A 22,196-nucleotide genomic window follows, 5' to 3' on the forward strand; every position below is an offset into this window, starting at 1 on the left:
TCGGCCCACCGCTGCCGCATGACCCTGTTTCGCACTATTCTGCGCTGGTTCCTGGTCGCCGCCTACCTGGTGGCGGGCTATTTCCACCTTGCCCGTCCGGGCCCGTTCGCGGCGATCACACCGCACTGGGTGCCCGACGTGCCGCTGGTCATCATGCTGACGGGAATCGCCGAGCTGGCCGGCGCGGCGGCGCTCGCACAGGGCTTTTCGCGCCCGCTGCGGCACCTCGCCGGTTGGGCGCTGGCGCTTTATGCGCTGTGTGTGTGGCCGGCCAACATCAACCACTTCCTGATCGATCACGCGCGCACGGACGGGGGCATGGGGCTGGGCTACCACGTACCCCGCCTGCTGGCGCAGCCGCTGATCATCTGGGCCGCGGCCTGGGCTTCAGGCGCGCTGGACTGGCCCTTCGCGCGGCGGCTGGCTAAGGCGCGGGGATGACCGACAACGCCATCCTCGTGCTCACCACCGGCGGCACGATCGACAAGAACTACTTCGACGCGCTGAGCGAATATCAGATCGCCGACAGCGGCATTCCCGCCCTCCTTGAAGAAGGACGCGTGGCCTTGCCGTTTCGCGTTGTCGAACTGATGCGCAAGGACAGCCTGGAGCTGACCGATGCCGACCGCGCCGCGATCGCCGCCGCCGCGGCCGTCGCGCCCGAAACGCGCATCGTCGTCACGCACGGTACCGATACCATGGCGCAAACCGCACGCGTGCTGGCCGCAAGCGTGCCGGGCAAGACGATCGTGCTGACCGGCGCGCTGACCCCGGCGCGCTTCGCCGAAACCGACGCCCGTTTCAACCTGGGGATGGCCTTCGCAGCCGCGCAGACAGCCGCTCCCGGGGCCTGGATCGCGATGAGCGGCGAGATTTTCGACGGTTGCAATGTCCGCAAGGACCGCGATGCGGGACGATTCGTCGCGGCCTAGCGCGGCAAGTAGCGACGCGCGTCGACCAGCACGTAACCTGGCGTCTCTTCGATACACTGGCGCAGCAGGGTCAGGTGCCCGGCGCCGAACATCACCACCACCCGGTCGCCCGGTCGCGCCGCCTGTAGCAGGTTGGCGCAAATCGCCAGGTTGCGGCGATACCAGGTCGCGGTCGCGTCGAGGCCGGGCTGCTCGGCTCCGCCGCCGACCGCCAGCATCTGGCGGTAAAGCCCGTGGACCGACATCGCCGCCGCGGGATCGTTGAGCAGGCGCAGGGTCGCGGCAATGCCCCTGGTCTTGAGCGTGGATTCCTGCGCCGCGACATTGGCGTCGCTGACGGCAGTCACCCGGTCGATAAAGGCCTGCTGGCCGTGCGCGGCGGCATAAGCGAGTGCCGGGTCGAACGGGAGCGACATCGGGGTGTCCATCCCGCGCACCGCCGCGCCCGTACGGCGCGCAAGGCGAAAGCCAAGTTGGACCGATTCGTCGCGGCTGGGCGCAAGCGTGCCGGCGCGATAGCGGGCATAATCGGCCAGGGTCGGCGCATCGCGTCCCTCAAGCCCGACCAGCGTGGGGCGAAAGCGGGCGAGGGCGGCAACCACCGCCTCGATTTCGCGCTGGCGCGCGGGGGCCAGCACGTCGTCCACCTTGACGTTGCGATAGTCCAGACCCGGATTGGCGAAATGGAACGTGCCCACGACCATGACCTCGATCGGGCGGGGCGCGGCGGTTGCCGGGCCGGAAGCCGGTGCTGCCACCGGCGCCAGCAGCGCGATCGCGGCGGCAAGGGCGGAAGCGGCGCGTATCGTCATTCCCATTCGATCGTTCCCGGCGGCTTCGACGTGTAGTCGTAGACCACGCGGTTGATGCCCTTGACCTCGTTGATGATGCGGGTGGCGACGCGGCTGAGGAAAGCGGCGTCGAAAGGATAGATGTCGGCGGTCATGCCATCGATGCTGGTCACGGCACGCAGTGCACAGACGCTGTCGTACGTGCGGTAATCGCCCATCACGCCCACGGTGCGGACCGGCAGCAGCACGGCAAAGGCCTGCCAGATCGCGTCGTAAAGACCGGCGGCGCGGATTTCCTCGAGGTAGACCGCGTCGGCCTTCTGCAGGATTTCGCAGCGTTCGGCGGTGACCTCTCCCGGGATGCGGATCGCCAGACCCGGACCGGGGAAGGGATGGCGGCCGACGAACTGGTCGTTGAGGCCAAGTTCGCGCCCCAGCGCGCGGACTTCGTCCTTGAACAGCTCGCGCAGCGGCTCGACCAGTTTCATGTTCATGCGTTCGGGCAGGCCGCCGACGTTGTGGTGGCTCTTGATCGTCACGCTCGGCCCGCCGGTAAACGACACGCTTTCGATCACGTCGGGATAGAGCGTCCCCTGGGCCAGGAAGTCCGCGCCGCCGAGTCTGTTGGCCTCTTCCTCGAACACGGCGATGAACTCGCCGCCGATGAACTTGCGCTTCTTCTCGGGGTCGGTGATGCCCGCCAGTCCGGCCATGAAGCGCTCGCTGGCGTCCACCACCACCAAAGGGATGTTGTAATGGTGGCGGAACAGGCTTTCGACCTGCTCGCGCTCGCCCAGCCGGAGCAGGCCATGATCGACGAACACGCAGGTCAGCTGGTCGCCGATGGCCTCGTGAATGAGGATCGCCGCGACCGAGCTGTCGACCCCGCCCGACAGCCCGCAGATGACGTTTCCGTCGCCGACCTGCTCGCGAATCTCGGCCACCTTGCTGTCGCGGTAAGCTGCCATCGACCAGTCGCCGGGGCAGCCGCAGACGTGGCGCACGAAGTTGGCGATCAGCTTGCCGCCGTCGGGGGTATGGACCACCTCGGGATGAAACTGGGTGCCGTAAAAGCGGCGGTCCTCGTCGGCGATGACAGCGAAGGGGGCGCCGTCACTGACCGCGACGATGCGAAAGCCGGGGGCGAAGCGGCTGACCTTGTCGCCATGGCTCATCCACACCTGGTGGCGTTCGCCCACCTTCCACAGCCCGTCGAACAATGCGCAATCCTCGGTCACGGTGATGAAGGCACGGCCGAACTCGCCCTCCCACTCGCCCTGGTTGCCGGCCTCTACCGTGCCGCCAAGCTGGTGGCTCATCACCTGTTGGCCATAGCAGATGCCCAGGATCGGCACGCCGGCGTCGAACACCGCCTGCGGCGCGCGCGGGCTGCCGTCCTCGGGGACGCCGGCGGGCGACCCCGACAGGATGATCCCGCGCGGGTTCAGGCGGCGCAGCGCGTCCTCCGCCTGGGTGAAGGGCGCGATTTCGGAATAGACCCCCGCCTCGCGCACGCGGCGCGCGATGAGCTGGGTCACCTGGCTGCCGAAATCGACGATCAGGATGGAATCGGAGGGCTGGGTCGACATGTGCGGGCGATAGGGAGCGCCGGCGCGGGTGACAAGCGGGCGGGACCCTCAGCACTGGCCGCGTAAGGAAGTTGCGCAATTTCGCAATGATAGTTGCAATAAGCGCAACGGCTGTTCCGCCCTTTGCACGTGTAAACTCTACTAAAATAGTTAGATGGCGCCTCGCGGAAACGCCAAAACCCTAATAACTCTTTGAAGGAGGCACACCATGCGCACCATCGTAGCGCTGGCTCTCCCGTTGATTGCCGCCCTCGGCACCAGCGGGCTGATGTTCACCGCGACGCTCGTCTGAGCGCCGGTTCGAACCGCCTTCCCGAAAGCGGCCGTCCATCCCATCCCCCTGTCCCCGGGATGGACGGCCGCGATCGGGAGCCAAGTTTTCACATCGCCATCACTTCGACGACAGGTCCCTGACCAGATCATAGAGATAGTCACGCGCGGTATAGAGCGCGCGCACCTCCACCCGCTCGTTCAGCCCGTGCGTGCCGTTGCCGTCGGGATTGGTCCACACGCTCGGTACCCCGTAGACGGGGATCCCCACCGCCTCGAGATAGACGCCGTCGGTCGCGCCGGTCGACATCGTCGGGGTCACCGGCACGCCCGGGTAATACTTCGCCGCCAGCTTTTCGACCGGGCCGACGATGCGCGGGTCAAGCGGCGGCTGCACCGCGATCGGCTTGTCCTTGACGCGTTCCTCGATTCGGATCGCCGGGTTGGCAATCGCGCCCGACAGCGCGGCCATCGTCTCGGCAGAGGTGCGGCCCGGGAACATGCGGCAGTTGACGTTGGCGGTGGCGCGCTGCGGCAGCGCGTTAAGCGCGTGGCCAGCGTCGACCATCGTCGCCACGCAGGTCGTGCGCAGCATGGAATGCAGGCCCTTGTCCTTGTTGACGATCGCCTCGGCAGCCTTGTCGGCCGGGTTTTTCGCCAGCGCGATCATCGCGGCGCCTAGCTCACCGCCGCGCGCCGCGCCCGCCTTGGCGAAATAGGCACGGGTCACGTCGTTGAACTGAAGCGGGAATTCCAGCCCGCCCACTGCCAGCAGCGCGCGCGACAGGTCGTAAATGGCATTGTCGGGCGGCGGGGCAGAGCTGTGCCCGCCCGGATTGGTCGCGGTCAGCGTGAAGTCCTGGTAGGCCTTTTCGCCGATCTGGATCGACTGGCCGACCAGCTTGCCGCCATCGACCAGGCCCTTGCCGTCGGTGCGGCCGCCGCCCCCTTCGTTGAGCGCGTATTCGGCGTCGATCCAGTCCTTGTGGTTCTGCGCCAGCCACTCGGCACCGTTGAACGCGCCGCTGGTCTCCTCGCCGCAGGTCAGCGCCAGCTTGATCGTGCGCTTCGGCTTGTAGCCGGCGGCCGCGAAGCGGACCATCGTGTCGGTCCAGATCGATGCCTGCGCCTTGTCGTCGACCGTGCCGCGGCCGTAGAAATAGCCGTTTTCCTCGATCAGGGTGAAGGGATCGCGGGTCCAGTCCGCGCGCTTCGCCTCGACAACGTCGATATGCGCCAGCAGCAGCAGCGGCTTCAGCTTCGCATCGCTGCCGGGCAGCACCGCGACCAGTCCGCCGTCCTTGGGATGTTCGGGCGTGGCAAAATAAGTGATCCGGTCGTCGGTGAAGCCCGCCGCCTTCAGCCGCGCGCCCATCTTGGCGGCGGCATCGGTGCACGAACCGTTCGTGACCGTCGTGTTGGTTTCGACCAGTTCCTTGTAAAGGCCGCGAAAGGCGACCTGGTCGGCGCGCAAGGGCGCGCTCTGCGCCAGCGCGGGCGCGGTGACGGCCAGGCTGGCGACCAGCGCGGTCATGGTGCGAAGCAGCGGATGTTTCATCTCTGGACCCCTCTTGTGAGGACGCGAGATGAGCAGGATTTGGCTGTGGATGGAAGGGGGCACGAACGCTTCCGATTCCGGCGCTTAGTGCCTATATGATGACCATGTCAGACAGCCACGAAGATAGCGCCGCCACGCCCAATCAGAACGCCTACGGCGCCGATTCGATCAAGGTGCTCAAGGGCCTTGACGCGGTCCGCAAGCGGCCCGGCATGTACATCGGCGATACCGACGACGGATCCGGCCTGCACCACATGGTGTTCGAGGTTTCGGACAACGCCATCGACGAGGCGCTGGCCGGACACTGCGACCTGGTCCTGATCGAACTCAACCCCGACGGATCGGTCGCGGTCGAGGACAACGGCCGCGGCATTCCCACCGGCATCCATGCCGAGGAAGGCGTCTCCGCGGCCGAGGTCATCATGACCCAGCTGCACGCCGGCGGTAAGTTCGAGAACACCAGTGACGACAACGCTTACAAGGTTTCGGGCGGCCTCCACGGCGTCGGCGTGTCGGTGGTCAATGCGCTGTCGGAATGGCTCGAGCTGACGATCTGGCGCGACGGCGAAGAGCACTGGATGAAGTTCGCCCACGGCGACGCGGTGGAATCGCTGCGCGTCGTCGGCCCGGCGCCCGCGGGCAAGAAGGGGACGCGGGTCACTTTCCTGGCCAGCACCGACACGTTCAAGAACGTCACCGAGTTCGATTTCGAAAAGCTCGAGCATCGCTACCGCGAACTGGCGTTCCTCAATTCGGGCGTGCGCATCAAGCTGCGCGACAAGCGCCACGAGGAGGTCAAGGAGCACGACCTGTTCTACGAGGGCGGGATTGCCGCCTTCGTCAAATACCTCGATCGCAACAAGGTGGCGCTGCTGCCCGATCCGATCGCGATTTCCGCCAACCGCGACGGTATCGGCATCGACGTCGCGCTGGAGTGGAACGACAGCTATTACGAGAACGTCCTGACGTTCACCAACAACATCCCCCAGCGCGACGGCGGCACGCACCTGGCCGCCTTCCGCGCCGCGCTGACGCGCACGCTCAACAACTATGCCGAGAAATCGGGGCTCCTGAAGAAAGAGAAGGTCTCCCTCACTGGCGAGGACATGCGCGAGGGGCTGACCGCGATCGTCTCGGTCAAGCTGCCGGACCCCAAGTTCTCGTCGCAGACCAAGGACAAGCTGGTCTCTTCCGAAGTGCGCCAGCCGCTCGAAAGCCTGATGAGCGACAAGATGTCGGAGTGGCTGGAGGAAAACCCCGCCTACGCCAAGGCTGTCGTCGGCAAGATCATCGATGCCGCCGCCGCTCGCGAGGCCGCGCGCCGGGCCCGCGAACTGACCCGCCGCAAGGGCGCGATGGACATCGCCAGCCTGCCGGGCAAGCTGGCCGACTGCCAGGAGCGCGATCCCGCCAAGTGCGAACTGTTCCTGGTCGAGGGTGACAGCGCCGGCGGATCGGCCAAGCAGGGCCGCGACCGGCACTACCAGGCGATCCTGCCCTTGAAGGGCAAGATCCTTAACGTCGAGCGCGCGCGCTTCGACCGGATCATCGGCTCGAAGGAAGTCGGCACGCTGATCCAGGCGATGGGCACCGGCATTCGCGACGAGTTCAACCTCGCCAAGCTGCGCTACCACAAGATCGTCATCATGACCGACGCCGACGTCGACGGCGCGCACATCCGCACGCTGCTGCTGACGTTCTTCCACCGCCAGATGCCCGAGATCATCCGGTCGGGGCACCTCTTCATCGCGCAGCCGCCGCTCTACAAGGTCAACAAGGGCCGAAGCGAGGTCTATCTGAAGGACGCCGCCGCGCTCGACCGCTATCTGGTCGAGGGCGGCACTAACGGCCGGATCCTGGAAACGGCGGGCGGCGCGCGCGGCGGGGCTGAGCTGACCGAGCTGGTCGATCATGCGCTGCGCCTGCGTTCGCTGATGGGCTTCGTGCCGCGCCGCTACGATCCCGCGATCGTCGAGGCGCTGGCGCTCGCCGGCGCGCTCGACCCTGAGCGCGGGGTGACCGACGCGGCGCTTGAAAGCACCGCCGACTGGCTGATGCGGGGCGACCGCGAGGCCCGCTGGACCGCCGGCCGGGGCGAGGACGGCGCTCTGATCGTCGAGCGTCTGTGGCGCGGCGTGACCGATCACCACATTATCGAAGCCAGCTTCCTGACCAGCGCCGAGGCGCGCAAGCTCGCCCGCCTGGCCGCCGAGCATGCCGACGTTTACGCCGCCCCGGCGCGGCTGGCGCGCGGCAGTGCGGAGCCGGAGGCAGAAGCGCCGGTGAGCGAGGACGAGGACGCGCCCGCCCCGGTCGTGGCCGAAGGGGCGATCACGCGCCCTTCGCAGCTGCTCGACGCGGTGCTGGCGACCGGCCGCAAGGGTCTGTCGATCGCCCGCTACAAGGGCCTGGGCGAAATGAACGCGGAGCAGCTGTGGGAAACCACCCTCGATCCCGACAACCGGGTGCTGCTGCAGGTCAAGGTCGAGGATGCCGACGTCACCGACGAGATCTTTACCCGCCTGATGGGCGACGTGGTCGAGCCGCGCCGCGAATTCATCCAGGAAAACGCGCTCAACGTCGCCAACCTGGACGTCTGAGGGCGCGCTACTTGTCGGCGGGGTCGCCGGCGGCGGGCAGGAACCGGTCGATAACCTCTCGCGCCAGCCGCAGCGGGCGGTGCGTGTCGACATCGATCGAGCACCAGGTCGATTTCACCTCGGCCAGCACGTCCTCGCCGCGTCTCAGCACCGTGGCGTAGAAGGCGCGTGCGCCGTGCACCTTTTCGAGCACGACCGAGGCGATCACGTCGTCCCCCAGGAAGGTCGGCCGGCGGTACGTGATCTCGTGCTTCAGCGCGACCCACAAATGGTTCAACCTCGCCTCTGCAGGGGCCAGCGCGCGCCAGTGATCGACCACGGCATTCTGCACCCAGGTCAGGTAGGCGGCATTGTTCACATGGCCCATGAAATCGATGTCGCTGCTGGCGACGACGATCGGGACGAGATGGGGGCCGGGCTTGTTCACACCGGTGTCAGTAGAACATCGCGGCGATTCGCGCCAGCGCCGCGGGCGGCCTGATACAACTCCGGCCTTGCCGGTCGTGGCCCCAGCATTTATATACCGGCCGTTATGGAAAAGCTTGCCACAGCCCCCGCGACACGGGGCCGCCCGCGGGAATTCGACGTCGACGAGGCGCTCGCCGCCGCGCTGCGCGTGTTCTGGACCAAGGGTTACGAGGCGGCATCGCTGACCGATCTGACCGACGCGATGGGGATCACCAGGCCCAGCCTTTATGCCGCTTTCGGCAACAAGGAGGCGTTGTTCCTCCACGCGCTCGACCTCTACGAACGTGAGAAGATGGCCTATGTCGGCGCGGCGCTCGATGCGCCTAGCGCCCGCGGCGTCGTTCGCAACATGCTGGCGGGCGCGATCGCCAATTTCACCGCCGAGGACGAGTGCCGCGGCTGCATGGGCGTGATTGCCTCGGTGGCCTGCAAGGCGGTCGAGCCGTCGATCAGCACCCACGTCGCCGCCCGGGCCGAATCGGCGCGCCTGGCGATCGTGGCGCGTATGCAGAAGGCGATCGACGATGGCGACTTCACCGTCCCGGTGGAGGCCGACGCGATCACCCGTTACCTCAGCACGGTGATGCAGGGGCTGTCGATCCAGGCGCAGAACGGCGCCACCCGCGCCGAGCTGGAGCAGGTTGCCGATGCCGCGCTGGCGATGTGGCCGTCGAAATAAAAGCGACCGCTTTCAGCGACTTCGGGTAAATCTTTACCGGGCGATACAGAAATCGCTTGCACCTGAACCTCACATTACATACTTAGCGGTACACAAACCCGGGTGAAGGCTCGGGCGCGGTGATCTACCCCCCTCCCGCCGCGCCCGGGCCCGAACACTCCCGTTTTTGAAACCCGTTTCCCTTCGCCGGCATGGGCCGCGCGAAGCCGCCTAGTCATGTCTTGCCGAGACAGGGAATTCGCCATGTTCGACACGCCCTTCGATCGCCCGATCGACCACGGATATTTCACCGCTCTCGACGAGCCGGACGACGTCGGCGATGCGCCCACCGTCGTTTCCGAGCCGGTGAGCGTCTCCGCGCCCGCCGCCGGGCAGAGCGCGCCGAACAACGCCGGGCAGCGCGGCAACCGCGGCCGTTTCTACGCCGGGCTGGCCGCGCTGCTGGTTCTTGCCGCGGCGTGGTTCTGGCTGCCCGGCGGCACCGGCCAGGCCGGCGCCATGCCGGTCCCGGTGGTCACGACCGCGCAGCCGCTGGCCCGCCCGGTGACCGAGTGGGACGAATTCGTCGGCCGTTTCGCAGCCAGTCGCAGTGTCGAGGTGCGCCCCCAGGTTTCGGGCCAGATCGTCGGCGTCCATTTCACCGACGGGCAGTACGTCCGCGCCGGGGCGCCGCTGTTCACGATCGACGCGCGTCCGTACCGCGCGGCGATGGCGCAGGCCCAGGCCGAAGTCGCCCGCGCCGCCAGCGCGCTGGCGCTATCGCAAAGCAACCTGGCGCGCGCCCAGCGCCTGGTCGCCGAAGACGCGGTCGCCAAGGCCGAGGTCGACCGCCTGCGCGCCGAAGTGCGCAACAACGCCGCCGCGCTCGCCGCGGCGCGCGCGGCCACCGCGGCACGCGGTCTCGACCTCGAGTTCACGACCGTGCGCGCGCCGATCTCGGGCCGGATTTCCGACCGCCGCGTCGATGCCGGCAACCTGGTATCGGGCGGGGGCGGGGCCAGTGCCACGCTGCTGACCACGATCAACGCGGTCGACCCGGTCTATTTCGAGTTCTCGGGCTCCGAAGCGCTCCTGCTCAAGACCAAGCGCGACGGGCTGCCCGCCAAGGCGCCGGTCGAGATCCGCCTCCAGGACGAGAGCGACTACCGCTGGAAGGGCCACCTGGACTTTACCGACAACGGCCTCGACGCCGGCTCGGGCACGATCCGCGCCCGCGCGGTGGTGACCAACGGCGACGGCTTCCTGACCCCGGGACTGTTCGGGCGGATGCGCCTGGCCGCGGGGGCTCCGCGCAACGCCCTGCTGGTGCCCGACAGCGCGGTCACCACCGACCAGACGCGCAAGCTGCTGATGGTGGTGGGCAAGGACGGCACGGTCGAGCCGCGCCCGGTCGAGCTGGGGCCGCTGGTGGGCGGACTGCGCGTGATCGAAAAGGGCATCGGGCCGGCCGACCGCGTCGTCATCCAGGGCGTCCAGATGGCGATGCCGGGCACCAGGGTGCAAGTGAAGCCCGGCAGGATCCTTGCCGCCGAACAGCCCGAAACCGCGCCGGCGCCGCAGCTGTCCCGGTCGAACGCGGCCACCTTCGCCAACTGACGGGCACCGCCCGGCCTACCGGTCACGCCCTTTCCCTTTCGGCACGGAACCCGTCCATGCGTTTGTCCCGTTTCTTCATCGACCGGCCGATCTTTGCCGGCGTCATCGCCGTCCTGATCACGCTGATCGGCGCGATCAGCTATGTTTTCCTGCCGGTCAGCCAGTATCCTGAGGTCGTCCCGCCGACGGTGACCGTCAGCGCCGTCTATCCCGGCGCTTCGGCCGAAACGGTGGCGGATACCGTCGCCGGCCCGATCGAACAGGAAATCAACGGCGTCGACGGGATGCTGTACCAGTCGAGCGAATCGACCGGGGACGGGCGCGTGACGATAACCGTCACTTTTGCCGCCGGGACCGACCTCGATGCCGCGCAGACGCTGGTGCAGAACCGCGTCGCCATCGCCCAGGCGCGCCTGCCCGAGGAAGTCCAGCGGCTTGGCGTCGTTACCCGCAAGACCACCCCCGACTTCCTGATGGTGGTCAACCTGGTCTCGCCCGACGGCAGCCTCGACCGCGAATACATGTCGAACTACGCGCAGACGCGCATCAAGGACCGCCTCGCCCGGCTCGACGGCGTGGGCGACGTGCAGATGTTCGGCCAGCGCGAACTGGCGATGCGGATCTGGATCGATCCCGGCCGCGCCGCCGCGCTGGGGCTGACCGGCAGCGACATCGTCCGCGCGCTGCGCGCCCAGAACGTGCAGGTCGCCGCCGGCACGCTCGGCCAGCAGCCGAGCCCCGACGCCGCCTTCCAGCTCAATGTCGAGACGCAAGGCCGCTTCACCGACCCCAGCCAGTTCGCCGACGTCGTCATCCGCACCGACGGCGAGGGCCGCCGGGTCCGCGTCGGCGACGTCGCCCGGGTCGAGATCGGGGCGCAGGACTACGCCACCTCGGGCTACCTCAGCGGCAAGCCCTCGGTCGTGATCCCGGTGTTCCAGAAGGCCGGTTCCAACGCGCTGTCCGCCGCCGAAGGCGTCCAGGCCGAGATGGAGGACCTGTCCAGGTCGTTCCCCAGGGGACTCGAATACCGCATCGTCTACAACCCGACCGAATTCATCTCGCAGTCGATCGACGCGGTCTTCCACACGCTGTTCGAAGCGGTCGTGCTGGTGGTGCTGGTGATCGTGGTGTTCCTGCAGAAGGCGCGCGCGTCGATCATCCCCGTGCTGGCGATCCCGGTGTCGCTGGTCGGAACCTTCGCGGTGCTGCAGCTGGTCGGCTACTCGCTCAACAACCTGTCGCTGTTCGGGCTGGTGCTGGCGATCGGCATCGTCGTCGACGACGCGATCGTGGTGGTCGAGAATGTCGAGCGCAACCTCGAACACGGGATGACCCCGCTGGCGGCGGCGCGCCGCTCGATGGACGAGGTCGGCGGCGCGCTGATCGCGATCGTGCTGGTGCTGTGCGCGGTGTTCGTGCCGACGCTGTTCATCGGCGGACTTTCGGGCGCGTTCTACAAGCAGTTCGCGGTCACGATATCGGCCGCGACGATCATCTCGCTGGTCGTCTCGCTGACGCTGTCGCCGGCGCTGGCCGCACTGCTGCTGCGCCCGCACGAGCACCTGCCCGACAGCGCCCCGGCCTGGCGCCGCGCGATCGACCGCGCCGGGGAGCGCTTCAACACGGCCTTCACGCGCTTCAGCGATGCCTATGCCGGGCTGACCGCGCGGCTGGTGGCGATGCCGAAGCGGATGTTGATCGCCTATGCGGTGCTGATCGGGCTGACCGGTGCGACGATGGCGTCGACCCCCACCGGCTTCATCCCCCAGCAGGACCAGGGCTATTTCCTGACTGTGATCCAGCTACCGGCGGGCAGTGCGGTGACCCGAACCGACGCGGTGATGAAGAAAGTGGCCGACCGCATCATGGCCATCGACGGCGTGACGGGCGCGGTCATGTTCTCGGGCTTCGACGGGACGACCCAGACCCAGCAGGCCAGTTCCGCCGCCGCCTATGTCGTGCTCGACACCTTTGCCAACCGCGAGAGGAAGGGCCTCACCGTCGACGCGCTGGTAGCCGAGGCGCAGAAGGCCACCGCCGACATCAACGAGGCGCGGCTGATGATCGTCAAGCCGCCGGTGATCCAGGGCATCGGCTCGGCCGGGGGCTTCCGCATGATGATCGAGGATCGCAGCGGCAAGGGTTACAAGGCCCTGCAGGACGCCGCCTACGCAGTGATCGCCAAGGCCAACGCCGACAAGGGCCTGGCGGGCGTCTACACCTTCTTCGATACCGGCACGCCGCGCATCCACACCGACATCGACCGCGACAAGGCGCAGTTGCTGGGCGTTGCGCCGTCGGACATCTTCGACACGCTCTCGGTATATCTCGGCAGCGCCTTCATCAACGACTTCAACCTGCTGGGGCGCACCTACCGCGTCACCGCGCAGGCCGACGCGCCGTACCGCGACGACGTGACCGACATCGCCGGGCTCTACGTCCGCTCCAGTGCCGGGGCGATGGTGCCGCTCGGCTCGGTCGCGACCTTCAGCGACACCGCCGGGCCGTACCGCGTCACGCGCTACAACCTGGCGCCGGCTGTGGCGGTGGACGGCGATACCGCGCCCGGCGGTTCGTCGGGCCGGTCGCTGACGACGATGGAAAGGATCGCCGCCGAGACCCTGCCCGCGGGGATGGAGACCGAGTGGACCGGTATCGCCTGGCAGCAGAGCCATGCCGGCAGCACCGCCGCGGTCATCTTCGCGCTGGCCGTGCTGCTCGTGTTCCTGGTGCTTGCCGCGCAGTACGAAAGCCTGGTCCTGCCGCTGGCGATCATCCTGATAGTGCCGATGTGCCTGCTGGCGGCGATGATCGGCGTGAACCTGCGCGGCATGGACAACAACGTGCTGACCCAGATCGGCCTCGTCGTATTGATCGCGCTGGCCGCCAAGAACGCGATCCTGATCGTGGAATTCGCGCTCCAGGGCGAACAGCAGCGCGGGCTGACGCCGGTGGAGGCCGCGATCGAGGCGGCGCGCACCCGCCTGCGCCCGATCCTGATGACCAGCTTCGCCTTCGTGCTGGGATCGCTGCCGCTGGTGGTCGCGCACGGCGCCGGGGCGGAGCTGCGCCAGGCGCTGGGCACCGCGGTGTGCTTCGGAATGCTGGGCGTGACCGGCTTCGGGCTGATCTTCACCCCCACCTTCTACGTCGTCGGCCGCACGCTGGCAGACCGCATCGCCGCGTTCCGGGTCCGCCGCGCCCGCCCCGGCTTCGACGCCCTTCCGGCTGAATGAGAGCGCCCATGCAACTTCGCACCTTCCTCCTCGCCACCCTTTCCGCGGGCGCCCTGGCGGCCTGCGCGGCCGGGCCCGGCGGCGCGCCGGCGCTCAAGCCCGCGCCGGTGACCGCCGGGCCCTTCGTCGCCGATACCGGTGCCGCAGTCAGCCCAACCCCGCTGCCCGCCGACTGGTGGCGGCTCTACCGCGATCCCGTGCTTGACCGGCTGGTCGGCGATGCGATCGCCGCCAACACCGACATTCGCGTGGCCGCCGCCCGGATCGAGCGCGCCCGCGCCGCGCTGCGCGGCGCCCGCGCGGACCGCTTGCCCACGGCCGGCCTGTCGGCCTCGGGCGGCTATGCGCGCCAGCCCGAAGACAGCGTGCCGCCGGGCGCGGACCGTGACGGCGCGCTGCTGTCGGGCGGGGTCAACCTCAGCTACGAGGTCGATCTGTTCGGCCGCGTCCGCAAGGGCATCGCCGCCAGCCGCGCCGACCTTGCCGCCGCGCAGGCCGATGCCGACGCGGTGCGCGTCATGGTCGTTGCCGATACCACCCAGGCTTATGCCGATGCCGCCAGCGCGGCGGCGCGGATCGCGGTCGGCCAGGGCATCGTCGACTTGCTCGACCAGCGTCTCAGGCTGACCCGCCGCCGCCACGAGGCGGGCCTGGAAGACGGCCTGGCGGTCGCGCGGATCGAGGGGCTGCGCCAGCAGCGCGCCGCCGCCATCCCCGCCATCGAGGCCGAGCGCAGCGCCGCGCTCTACGCGCTGGCGACGCTGACGGGCCGTGCGCCGGCCGCCCTTCCGGCGGTTTCCGGCGCGCGCTCGGTGGCGCTGGAAATCACCGCGCCGCTGCCGGTGGGCGAGGGCAGCGAACTGCTCGCCCGCCGTCCCGATGTCCGCGCCGCCGAGCAGCGCCTGGCCGGCGATGCCGCGCGCGTCGGCGTCGCCACCGCCGACCTCTATCCGCGCATCACGCTGGGGGGCTCGCTGACCTCGACCGCGTCGAGCCTGGGCGGGCTGTTTTCGGCCGGGCCGCTGGGGCTGCTGCTGGGACCGCTGATCAACTGGGCCTTTCCCAACCAGGAGCCGGCGCGGGCGCGGATCGACGCTGCCAACGCCGATGCGCGCGCCTCGCTCGCCGCGTTCGACGGCACCGTGCTGACCGCGCTACAAGAGGCCGAGACGGCGCTGTCGGCCTACGCGCGCGCGATCGAGCGGCGGCGCGACCTGACCGCCGCCGTCACCGCCGCGCAGACCGCAGCGCGCATCACCCGCGCGCAGAACCGCGAAGGGGTGATCAATTCGCTCGACACGCTGGAGGCCGAGCGCACGCTGGCCGAGGCCGAGGCCGCGCTGGCCGACCAGGACGCGCTGGTCTCGCGCAGCCAGATCGCGGTGTTCCGCGCGCTGGGCGGCGGCTGGGACGCGGGCGCTCGCGTGGCGCTGAAATGAGGCGGCTGCTGGGACCCCAGGGCGACATGGTGCTGTCGTTGCTGGTCGGCTTCGCGCTGGGTGCGGCGGTATCGCTGTCTGGCGTGCTGACCGCCTGACGGAACCGGCAAGCGCCCGCGCCGTTGAGGTTCGCATGGCCGCTGCCCCGGATCGCTTTGCCCACCCGCCCGCGCACAGCCGCTGGCCCGCCGTGCTGTGGGTGGTGCGCCACGGCCAGAGCGCGGGCAACGTCGCCCGCGACGCCGCGATGGAGGCGGGCGCGCTGCGCATCGCCCTCGACAAGCGCGACGTCGACGTGCCGCTGTCGGAGCTTGGCCGCGAGCAGGCCGGCGCGCTTGGCCGCTGGTTCGCCGCCGCGCACGAGGACGGCCGCCCCGACGTCCTGCTTGCCAGCCCCTACGTGCGCGCAAGGCAGACCGCCGAGCTGTTCCGCGATGCCGGCGGCTGCGCCCCCGACGAACCGGTCTGCCTGGACGAGCGGCTGCGCGAAAAGGAGTTCGGCGTGCTCGACGGCCTGACCCGCGACGGCATAGTCTGCGAGGAACCCCGCCAGGCCGAGCTGCGCGCCCTGCTGGGCAAGTTCTATCACCGGCCGCCGGGCGGCGAATCGTGGGTCGACGTGATCTTTCGCCTGCGCGCGCTGATGGACACCGTCAGCCTGCACTACGCGGGGCGCCGCGTGATGATCGTCGCGCACCAGGTGGTGGTGCTGTGCCTGCGCTACGTGATCGAGAACCTGACCGAAGAACAGATCCTGGCCATCGACCGCGAGGGCGACATCGCCAATTGCGGGCTTACCGAGTATCGTTTCGATCCGGCTGCGGGCAAGGACGGCAACCTGGTGCTGGCGCGCTACAACGTCACCGCGCCGATGGATACCGAGGGCACGCCGGTTACCAAGGCGCCCGAAAAGATGGTCGCGGCGCGCGGCTGATGGGCGCGGCGGTGCCTCTCGACAGCGCGCTGCTGCTGGAACGACCGCTGCCGCGGCCCGAACCGGGCGCCGACAAGAACGAGCGCGGCCGCGTGCTCGCCATCGGCGGCAGCGCGGGCGTTCCCGGCGGCGTGGCGCTGACCGCCGAAGCCGCGCTGCGCGCCGGAGCGGGCAAGGTCCAGGTTGCCGTCCCCGCCCCGCTCGCCTTGCCGCTGGGCGTCGCCATGCCGGAAATCGGGGTCATCGCGCTGGCGGAAACAGGCGGTGAGATCGCCGACTGCACCGCGCTGGGCGACGCGCTGGCCTATTGCGACGCAGTCGTCGCCGGACCCGCGATGGCGAGCGCCGAGGCGGGTGAACGGGTCGCCGACGCGCTGCTGGAGGGCGCGCCGGTGCTGGTGCTCGACGCGATGGTGCTGACCGGCCTTGCCGCCCGCGCAGACGCGGTGAAGGCGCGCGGCGGGCGGACGATCCTGACCCCGCACCCCGGCGAGATGGCGGCGCTGCTGGAGTGCGAGCCCGAACGCATCACTGCCGACCCTGCCGCCGCGGCGCGCGAAGGTGCGGCGCGGTACGGCGCGGTTACGCTGGTCAAGGGGCCGACAACGTTCATCGCCGATCCGGACGGGGCACTGTTCGCCTTTGCCGGCGGCGGCGTCGGGCTGGCGACGGGCGGGTCGGGCGACGTCCTGGCCGGCATCGCGGCGGCGCTGGCGGCGCGCGGGGCGGCCCCGCTCGATGCCGCGCTGTGGGCGGTATGGCTCCACGGCGAGGCCGGGCGGCGCTGCGGCGAACAGGTCGGCCCGGTGGGATTCCTGGCCCGCGAGCTGCTGCCGCTCATCCCGTCGCTTATGCGGCCCTAAGCCGTTGGCAGAACGCGCGCGTTTGCGGTAATCGCCGGGGCATGACATTCCGGATCGCCCCAGGCGCCGTCGCCGCGCTGGTCGCCTCGCTCGCGCTCGCGGGCTGCAACACCGTTCACGCTCCGCGCAGCGCACCGCCGCAAGCGGCCGCCCCGGTCACGATCGGGATCGCCGCGATCAACGATTTCCACGGCGCGCTGGAAGAGCCGCGCCAGATCGTCATGATGGCGGACGGCAAGGGCGGCACGGTGGCGGTGCCGGCCGGCGGCGCGGCCTATCTCGCCAGCGCGCTCGACAGCGTGCGCAGCCAGTACGCCAACACGCTGACGGTGGCCGCGGGCGACCTCATCAGCGCCTCGCCGCTGACGTCCTCGCTCTATCTCGACGAACCTTCGGTCAAGGCGCTGACGGCGATGGGCCTCGAATACACCGCGGTCGGCAATCACGAGTTCGATCGCGGCCAGGTCGAACTGAAGCGCGTCCAGCTGGGCGGCTGCGCCCGCAACACGCAGCGCACGCCCTGTGCGGTCGAACCGTTCGCGGGCGCGGGCTACAAGTACCTGGCCGCCAGCACGATCCTGCCCGATGGCTCGACGCTGTTTCCCGCCACCGCGATCAAGCACTTCGGCAGCGGCGCCCGCGAAGTCAGCGTCGGGCTGATCGGCCTGACGCTGAAAGGGACGGCGGGGATCGTCTCCCCCGGGGGCATAAAGGGGCTGACCTTTGCCGATGAGGCGACGACGATCAACGCGCTGGTGCCGCAACTGAAGGCGCAAGGGGCCGACGCGGTCGTCGTGCTGATCCACGAAGGCGCGGTCCAGGGCACCGGCGGCAACCCCAACACCTGCACCGACATCTCGGGCGATATCCTGCCGATCCTGGCCAGGCTCGATCCGCGCGTCGACATCGTGATATCGGGCCACACGCACAAGTCCTACGTGTGCGATTACCGGCGCGACAGCGGGACCGCGCCGATGCTACTGACCAGTGCCGGCAACAACGGCACGCTGGTCACCGACATCCGGCTGGAAATCGATCCCGCCACCCACCGCGTGGTCGGCCGCACGGCCAGGAACGTCGTCGTCCAGTCGCAGCCGTTCACCAATTCGCGCGGGGCCGTTGCCAACAGCGACCTTTACCCCGTCTTCCAGCCTCGCGCCGACGTCGCCGCGACGGTGGCGACCTATGCCGCGGCCGCGCACGACTTTTCGGCCCGGCCGATCGGCGCGGTCAGCGCCGCGGGCAACAAGACCGCACAGGGTCAGTTGATCGCCGATGCGCAGCTGGCCGCGGGCAAGCCGGCCGGGGCGCAGATCGCCTTCATGAACAACGGCGGCGTTCGCGCCCCGCTCAACGTCGGCAGCGACGGTACGGTGACCTTCGGCGACATCTACCGCGTCCAGCCGTTCGGCAACCAGGTGATGACGGTGACGCTGAAGGGCGCCGCCGTGCTGTCGATCCTGGAACAGAGCGTCGGCGGTTCGAGCGAGGACGGCTCGCTCTACGTCTCGCAAGGTATGGCCGTGCGCTTCGATTCGCGCCGGCCGAAGGGTAGCCGGCTGGTGTCGGCGACGCTGAACGGCAAGCCGATCGATCCCGGTGCCGATTACCGCGTGGCGGTCAGCGACTTCCTACTGGGCGGCGGCGACGGTTTCCGGCAGCTGGCCGCCGGGACCGACCGCGTGCCCGGACCGCTCGATATCGAGGCGATGGAAGCCTGGATCAAGGCGGTGCCGGTGCGGACGGTGCCCGAACAGCCGCGCGTCGTCGACCTGGCGCCGGCGGCAGCGGGGTCCTGAGCGCCTAGGCGCCCGGGTTGCGGGTCCACAGCTGGTCGGCGGTGAAGGTGCCGATCGGCGCGTCCTTGCCGGCCATCTTGTAAAGCCCGCCGTCGGCGACCGCGAAGACCGCGTTGTTCGCCGCCCCGGTCAGCAGGATGCGGCGATGATCCGAATACCACGCGTACTTGCCGGTGATCGTCTTGCCCGCCGCGTCGGTCCAGGCGTAGGTATCGTCCAGCTTGAGCTCCAGCGTCTCGGGATTTCCATTCGCGCCGGCGTGCGAATAGGTGCCGACGAAGACGACGCTGCGCGCGTCGGCGGGCACGGTCGGCATCGCGGCGGCAACGGTCGCGCCCGGGGTGGCTGTGGCGGCTTCGCTGGCGGCGGCATCGGGCGCGGTGTTGCCGCCCTTGCAAGCGGCGACGAGCGCCAGGGCCGGGACGAGGGCGAGGACGAACTTGCGCATGGGAAAACTCCTGCGGAGACTGTGAAGACAAGGGAACTGCGCAAGAGACGGACGAGCCGCGCTTTCGTTCCGCACGGCTAGGCGGGTACCGCGCCGTCGCGTTCGCGCAAGTCGTTGTGGAGCGCGGTGGCGGCGATCGCGGCGTGCCCCATCGCGACCGAGATCTGGTCGAGGCCGGCCACCACGTCGCCGGCGGCGTAAAGGCCGGTCAGCCCCAGTCGCTGGTGCCCGTCGGTAACCGCGCAGCCATCGGGATCGGCGCGCAAGCCCAGCCTGGCGAACAGCTCGGTATTCGGTTCGGAGCCGAGCGCGGGGTAAAGCGTATCGACCCGGTCGCTGCTGCCGTCGGCAAAGTGGAGCACCACCGCGTCGCCGCCGAAGTCATAGCGCACGACCGGGCGCGGATCCCATGACACGCCGGCGGCGGCAAGATTGGCGCGGTCCTTTTCGTGCAGCTCGTTCTCGGTGAAGGTGTAAAGCGCGACGCGGTCCGAATACGTGCGCAGGAACAGCGCTTCGGCCACGCCGTGCGTTTCGGCCCCGACCACCGCGATGCGCTTGTCGGACGCTTCGAACCCGTCGCAGATCGGGCAGTAGCGCAGCTGTCCGGCCTCGAGCGCGGCGCGGTGTTCGGCCGGCTCCATGTCGAGCCCGCGATTGTCGACCCCGGTGGCCAGGATGACCGCGCGCGCAGTCAGCGCGATACCGTCTCCGCCCAGGCGCCAGCCGTCCTCGCCCTGCTCCAGCGCGGTCACGTCGCCGCTGCGGATTTCCGCGCCGTACTGCTCTGCCTGCTGGCGCATGCGCGCCAGCAGGTCCTCGCCATGGATGCCTTCGGGAAAGCCGGCGTGGTTGTGGCTGGTGGGGATCAGCTTGGCGCGGCTGCCGCCGCGGTCGATCACGATCACCCGGCGGCGGAACCGCGCCAGGTAGATCGCGGCGGTCAGGCCGGCCGGGCCGGCCCCGATCACGGCAGCGTCGCAAGTCTCGCTCATCGGGCCTCGGCGGAAAAGCCGGCGGGGGCCGGCCATGTCGGGGCTGTAAGCGCGAGGACGCGGAACAGTTCCCCCATCTCGGCCGGATCGGCCAGGCGGCGGCGGGCGGCGGCGACATCGGCGGCGCGCCGCGGCCGGGCGGCGGCCAGCGCGGCGGCCCGCTGGCCCAGCCCCAGCGCTTCCAGCCAGCGCCCCTGGCCGACCGGCCCCCAGGCATGGACGGCCGAGTTCCCGGCGGCGCCGCGCAGCGCGCTGAAATCGACCAGCGCGGTCAGGTCGGCGGTGCCCGGGGCTTCGAAAGGATCGACTTTCCGGTGGCCGCGCACGGCCTGCAACGTCGAGCCGGTGCGCGGCGTGTCGTAACCGTAGTCGATGGCCAGCACCGCGCCCCCTTGCGCGGCGATCCGCGCGGCCAGGTCGGCCATGACCGCCTGGGCCGCCGGGCGCGTTTCGGCGATGGTCCCGGCAGGCTCTTCGGCCCAGGCGGCGCCGATCGCCGCGTCCATCGGCACCGTCCCGGCGGCGCAGGCGAACCGGTCGCCCTCGGGCACGACGACGCGTTCGCGCCAGCCGCTCTCGGTGCGCACGAGCTGGCGCACCGGCAGGGCATCGAAGAACTCGTTGGCGATGACCAGCAGCGGGACGTCGGCGGGAAGCGAGGCGGGATCGTCGTGCCAGGCGGCAGCGGGCACGGCGCGCGCCTGCTCGGCCCGCAGCGCCGGCGAAGCTTCGACGAAATGGACCGGCGGGGTCAGCCCGGCGGCGCGCATCGCCCGCAGCGCATCGGCGGTGAGCGTGCCGCGCCCGGGGCCCAGCTCGACCCAGGCGGCGGCGGGGCGCCCGGCGCGGTCCCACAGGTCGGCGCACCACAGTCCGACCAGTTCGCCGAACATCTGCGAGATTTCCGGTGCGGTGACAAAGTCCCCGGCGGCGCCCAGCGGGTCGCGCGCGGCGTAGTAGTGGGCATTGGCCTCGCCCATGTAGGCGGCCACGCCGATCGGCCCGGTGGCGGAGATCAGCCTGCGAAACCGGCCGGCCAGGTCGGCCGGCGCGGTCATGCCGCCAGCGCGGCGCCGGCCTGCAGCGGTTTTTTCGTCAGCGCGCGAATGACGAAGAAAAGCCCGGTCAGGAACAGCGGGATGGTCAGCCACTGGCCCATCGACAGCCCGGTGCGGGCGGCGAATTCCTGCAGCTGGGCGTCGGGCTCGCGGAAGAACTCGACCGTGAAGCGGCACAGCGCGATCCCGGCCGCGAACGTGCCCACCAGCAGGCCCGGCCGCCAGCGCGCGCGCGTCAGCCAGAACAGCGACAGCATGATGATGCCCATCGTCAGCCCTTCCAGCCCGGCTTCGTAAAGCTGGCTGGGATGGCGCGGCAGCGGTCCGGCGGCGCCGGGAAATACCATCGCCCACGGCACGTTCGGCCCGGCCACGCGGCCCCACAATTCACCGTTCACGAAGTTGGCGAGGCGGCCGAAGAACATGCCGAACGGCACGCAGACCGCGATATAGTCCGCCACGCGCAGGAACTTCAGCCCGCCCGAGCGGCAGACCCAGGCGATCGCCAGCAGCACGCCGATCAGGCCGCCGTGGAAGCTCATGCCGCCTTCCCACAGCTTGAAGATGTCCAGGCTGGTCCACAGCTCGGGCGCGTAGAAGGTGGCATAGCCGATGCGGCCGCCCAGGATGATGCCCAGCGTGCACCAGAAGAACAGGTCGTCGGCATGGCGCTGCGCCATCGGCGCGCCGGGCGCCTTGAGCATGCGCGAAAGATGCCAGTAGGCCAGGATGATGCCGGCCAGGTAGGCCAGCGAATACCAGCGCAGTTCGAACCAGCCGAGCTGGAACAGGTAGGGCTTTAGGCCAAGGTCCTGCCAGTAGAGCGGCGTGGCCGCGCCAAGCGCGGACGCCCACGGCATCGCCAATATTGATGACAGCAAGGCGGGCTCCCCCTAGACCGGGCGGGCCGCGGGCGGCGGCGCGTCCGAACGGATGTT

At 69.6% G+C, this 22,196-nt stretch carries 18 protein-coding genes; 10 read left to right on the forward strand and 8 right to left on the reverse strand.

The window, feature by feature from the left end; translation table 11 throughout:
- Positions 1-18: 18 nt before the first annotated feature.
- Together ACOYW6_RS11890 and ACOYW6_RS11895 are read left to right on the forward strand one after the other, a co-directional pair.
- Entirely contained in the window at positions 19-441 is a 423-nt protein-coding gene (locus ACOYW6_RS11890; protein ID WP_423141526.1) for a DoxX family protein, read from the forward strand.
- Positions 438-932 (forward strand): asparaginase domain-containing protein, encoded by a 495-nt coding sequence (locus ACOYW6_RS11895; RefSeq protein WP_423141527.1) that lies wholly within the window; start codon positions 438-440, stop codon positions 930-932. Before ACOYW6_RS11890 ends, ACOYW6_RS11895 begins: the two co-directional genes overlap by 4 nt.
- On the opposite strand, the gene ACOYW6_RS11900 is transcribed toward ACOYW6_RS11895, so the two are convergent.
- The 3 genes from ACOYW6_RS11900 to ACOYW6_RS11910 form a co-directional block, all read right to left on the reverse strand.
- Positions 929-1,750 carry a DUF5694 domain-containing protein gene (locus ACOYW6_RS11900; protein WP_423141528.1) on the reverse strand — a complete coding sequence of 274 codons (822 nt, stop codon included), beginning with the start codon at positions 1,748-1,750 and terminating at the stop codon, positions 929-931. The genes ACOYW6_RS11895 and ACOYW6_RS11900 overlap by 4 nt on opposite strands.
- Complete coding sequence (guaA, locus tag ACOYW6_RS11905; RefSeq protein WP_423141529.1) at positions 1,741-3,312, reverse strand: glutamine-hydrolyzing GMP synthase; 1,572 nt, start codon at positions 3,310-3,312, stop codon at positions 1,741-1,743. The genes ACOYW6_RS11900 and guaA overlap by 10 nt, the downstream gene beginning before the upstream one ends.
- A 391-nt stretch (positions 3,313-3,703) precedes the next feature.
- On the reverse strand, positions 3,704-5,140 hold the full coding sequence (locus tag ACOYW6_RS11910; protein ID WP_423141530.1) for a M20/M25/M40 family metallo-hydrolase: 1,437 nt from the start codon (positions 5,138-5,140) through the stop codon (positions 3,704-3,706).
- A gap of 104 nt (positions 5,141-5,244) precedes the next feature.
- Between ACOYW6_RS11910 and gyrB the strand changes: the two genes are divergently transcribed.
- Complete coding sequence (gene gyrB / locus ACOYW6_RS11915; RefSeq protein WP_423141531.1) at positions 5,245-7,740, forward strand: DNA topoisomerase (ATP-hydrolyzing) subunit B; 2,496 nt, start codon at positions 5,245-5,247, stop codon at positions 7,738-7,740.
- Between the two features lie 7 nt (positions 7,741-7,747).
- Here the strand turns inward: gyrB and ACOYW6_RS11920 are convergent, their stop codons facing one another.
- Positions 7,748-8,167 (reverse strand): acyl-CoA thioesterase, encoded by a 420-nt coding sequence (locus ACOYW6_RS11920; protein ID WP_423141532.1) that lies wholly within the window; start codon positions 8,165-8,167, stop codon positions 7,748-7,750.
- A 105-nt stretch (positions 8,168-8,272) separates the two neighbouring features.
- Between ACOYW6_RS11920 and ACOYW6_RS11925 the strand changes: the two genes are divergently transcribed.
- The 7 genes from ACOYW6_RS11925 to ACOYW6_RS11955 all read left to right on the forward strand — a co-directional run bounded on the left by ACOYW6_RS11925 (position 8,273) and on the right by ACOYW6_RS11955 (position 18,757).
- A complete protein-coding gene (locus tag ACOYW6_RS11925; RefSeq protein WP_423141533.1) occupies positions 8,273-8,887 on the forward strand; it encodes a TetR/AcrR family transcriptional regulator in 615 nt (204 codons plus the stop codon).
- Positions 8,888-9,130: 243 nt separating this feature from the next.
- Complete coding sequence (locus ACOYW6_RS11930) at positions 9,131-10,483, forward strand: efflux RND transporter periplasmic adaptor subunit (protein WP_423141534.1); 1,353 nt, start codon at positions 9,131-9,133, stop codon at positions 10,481-10,483.
- A gap of 56 nt (positions 10,484-10,539) precedes the next feature.
- Positions 10,540-13,722 (forward strand): efflux RND transporter permease subunit, encoded by a 3,183-nt coding sequence (locus tag ACOYW6_RS11935; RefSeq protein ID WP_423141535.1) that lies wholly within the window; start codon positions 10,540-10,542, stop codon positions 13,720-13,722.
- A gap of 8 nt (positions 13,723-13,730) precedes the next feature.
- Positions 13,731-15,161 carry an efflux transporter outer membrane subunit gene (locus tag ACOYW6_RS11940; protein ID WP_423141536.1) on the forward strand — a complete coding sequence of 477 codons (1,431 nt, stop codon included), beginning with the start codon at positions 13,731-13,733 and terminating at the stop codon, positions 15,159-15,161.
- A 133-nt stretch (positions 15,162-15,294) separates the two neighbouring features.
- Positions 15,295-16,095: a histidine phosphatase family protein gene (locus ACOYW6_RS11945; RefSeq protein ID WP_423141537.1), complete on the forward strand. Its 801-nt coding sequence runs from the start codon at positions 15,295-15,297 to the stop codon at positions 16,093-16,095.
- Between the two features lie 11 nt (positions 16,096-16,106).
- A complete protein-coding gene (locus tag ACOYW6_RS11950; protein WP_423141538.1) occupies positions 16,107-16,958 on the forward strand; it encodes an NAD(P)H-hydrate dehydratase in 852 nt (283 codons plus the stop codon).
- A gap of 41 nt (positions 16,959-16,999) precedes the next feature.
- Complete coding sequence (locus tag ACOYW6_RS11955) at positions 17,000-18,757, forward strand: bifunctional metallophosphatase/5'-nucleotidase (RefSeq protein WP_423141539.1); 1,758 nt, start codon at positions 17,000-17,002, stop codon at positions 18,755-18,757.
- Positions 18,758-18,761: 4 nt separating this feature from the next.
- Here ACOYW6_RS11955 and ACOYW6_RS11960 read toward each other — a convergent pair whose 3' ends face one another.
- The 4 genes from ACOYW6_RS11960 to lgt all read right to left on the reverse strand — a co-directional run bounded on the left by ACOYW6_RS11960 (position 18,762) and on the right by lgt (position 22,118).
- A complete protein-coding gene (locus tag ACOYW6_RS11960) occupies positions 18,762-19,205 on the reverse strand; it encodes a hypothetical protein (protein ID WP_423141540.1) in 444 nt (147 codons plus the stop codon).
- A gap of 77 nt (positions 19,206-19,282) precedes the next feature.
- Positions 19,283-20,200 carry an NAD(P)/FAD-dependent oxidoreductase gene (locus tag ACOYW6_RS11965; protein WP_423141541.1) on the reverse strand — a complete coding sequence of 306 codons (918 nt, stop codon included), beginning with the start codon at positions 20,198-20,200 and terminating at the stop codon, positions 19,283-19,285.
- Positions 20,197-21,258 (reverse strand): class I SAM-dependent methyltransferase, encoded by a 1,062-nt coding sequence (locus tag ACOYW6_RS11970; RefSeq protein ID WP_423141542.1) that lies wholly within the window; start codon positions 21,256-21,258, stop codon positions 20,197-20,199. Before ACOYW6_RS11970 ends, ACOYW6_RS11965 begins: the two co-directional genes overlap by 4 nt.
- Positions 21,255-22,118: a prolipoprotein diacylglyceryl transferase gene (gene lgt / locus ACOYW6_RS11975; protein WP_423141543.1), complete on the reverse strand. Its 864-nt coding sequence runs from the start codon at positions 22,116-22,118 to the stop codon at positions 21,255-21,257. Before lgt ends, ACOYW6_RS11970 begins: the two co-directional genes overlap by 4 nt.
- Positions 22,119-22,196 lie beyond the last annotated feature (78 nt).

It is taken from the genome of Parablastomonas sp. CN1-191 (genome assembly GCF_049354825.1).
In the GTDB taxonomy this organism is placed as follows: domain Bacteria; phylum Pseudomonadota; class Alphaproteobacteria; order Sphingomonadales; family Sphingomonadaceae; genus Novosphingobium.

Coding starts and splice junctions, on each gene's coding strand:
- ACOYW6_RS11890 (WP_423141526.1), top strand. CDS start 19: ATGACCCTGTTTCGCACTATTCTGCGCTGGTTCCTGGTCGCCGCCTAC.
- ACOYW6_RS11895 (WP_423141527.1), top strand. CDS start 438: ATGACCGACAACGCCATCCTCGTGCTCACCACCGGCGGCACGATCGAC.
- ACOYW6_RS11900 (WP_423141528.1), bottom strand. CDS start 1,750: ATGGGAATGACGATACGCGCCGCTTCCGCCCTTGCCGCCGCGATCGCG.
- guaA (WP_423141529.1), bottom strand. CDS start 3,312: ATGTCGACCCAGCCCTCCGATTCCATCCTGATCGTCGATTTCGGCAGC.
- ACOYW6_RS11910 (WP_423141530.1), bottom strand. CDS start 5,140: ATGAAACATCCGCTGCTTCGCACCATGACCGCGCTGGTCGCCAGCCTG.
- gyrB (WP_423141531.1), top strand. CDS start 5,245: ATGTCAGACAGCCACGAAGATAGCGCCGCCACGCCCAATCAGAACGCC.
- ACOYW6_RS11925 (WP_423141533.1), top strand. CDS start 8,273: ATGGAAAAGCTTGCCACAGCCCCCGCGACACGGGGCCGCCCGCGGGAA.
- ACOYW6_RS11930 (WP_423141534.1), top strand. CDS start 9,131: ATGTTCGACACGCCCTTCGATCGCCCGATCGACCACGGATATTTCACC.
- ACOYW6_RS11935 (WP_423141535.1), top strand. CDS start 10,540: ATGCGTTTGTCCCGTTTCTTCATCGACCGGCCGATCTTTGCCGGCGTC.
- ACOYW6_RS11940 (WP_423141536.1), top strand. CDS start 13,731: ATGCAACTTCGCACCTTCCTCCTCGCCACCCTTTCCGCGGGCGCCCTG.
- ACOYW6_RS11945 (WP_423141537.1), top strand. CDS start 15,295: ATGGCCGCTGCCCCGGATCGCTTTGCCCACCCGCCCGCGCACAGCCGC.
- ACOYW6_RS11955 (WP_423141539.1), top strand. CDS start 17,000: ATGACATTCCGGATCGCCCCAGGCGCCGTCGCCGCGCTGGTCGCCTCG.
- ACOYW6_RS11960 (WP_423141540.1), bottom strand. CDS start 19,205: ATGCGCAAGTTCGTCCTCGCCCTCGTCCCGGCCCTGGCGCTCGTCGCC.
- ACOYW6_RS11965 (WP_423141541.1), bottom strand. CDS start 20,200: ATGAGCGAGACTTGCGACGCTGCCGTGATCGGGGCCGGCCCGGCCGGC.
- ACOYW6_RS11970 (WP_423141542.1), bottom strand. CDS start 21,258: ATGACCGCGCCGGCCGACCTGGCCGGCCGGTTTCGCAGGCTGATCTCC.
- lgt (WP_423141543.1), bottom strand. CDS start 22,118: ATGCCGTGGGCGTCCGCGCTTGGCGCGGCCACGCCGCTCTACTGGCAG.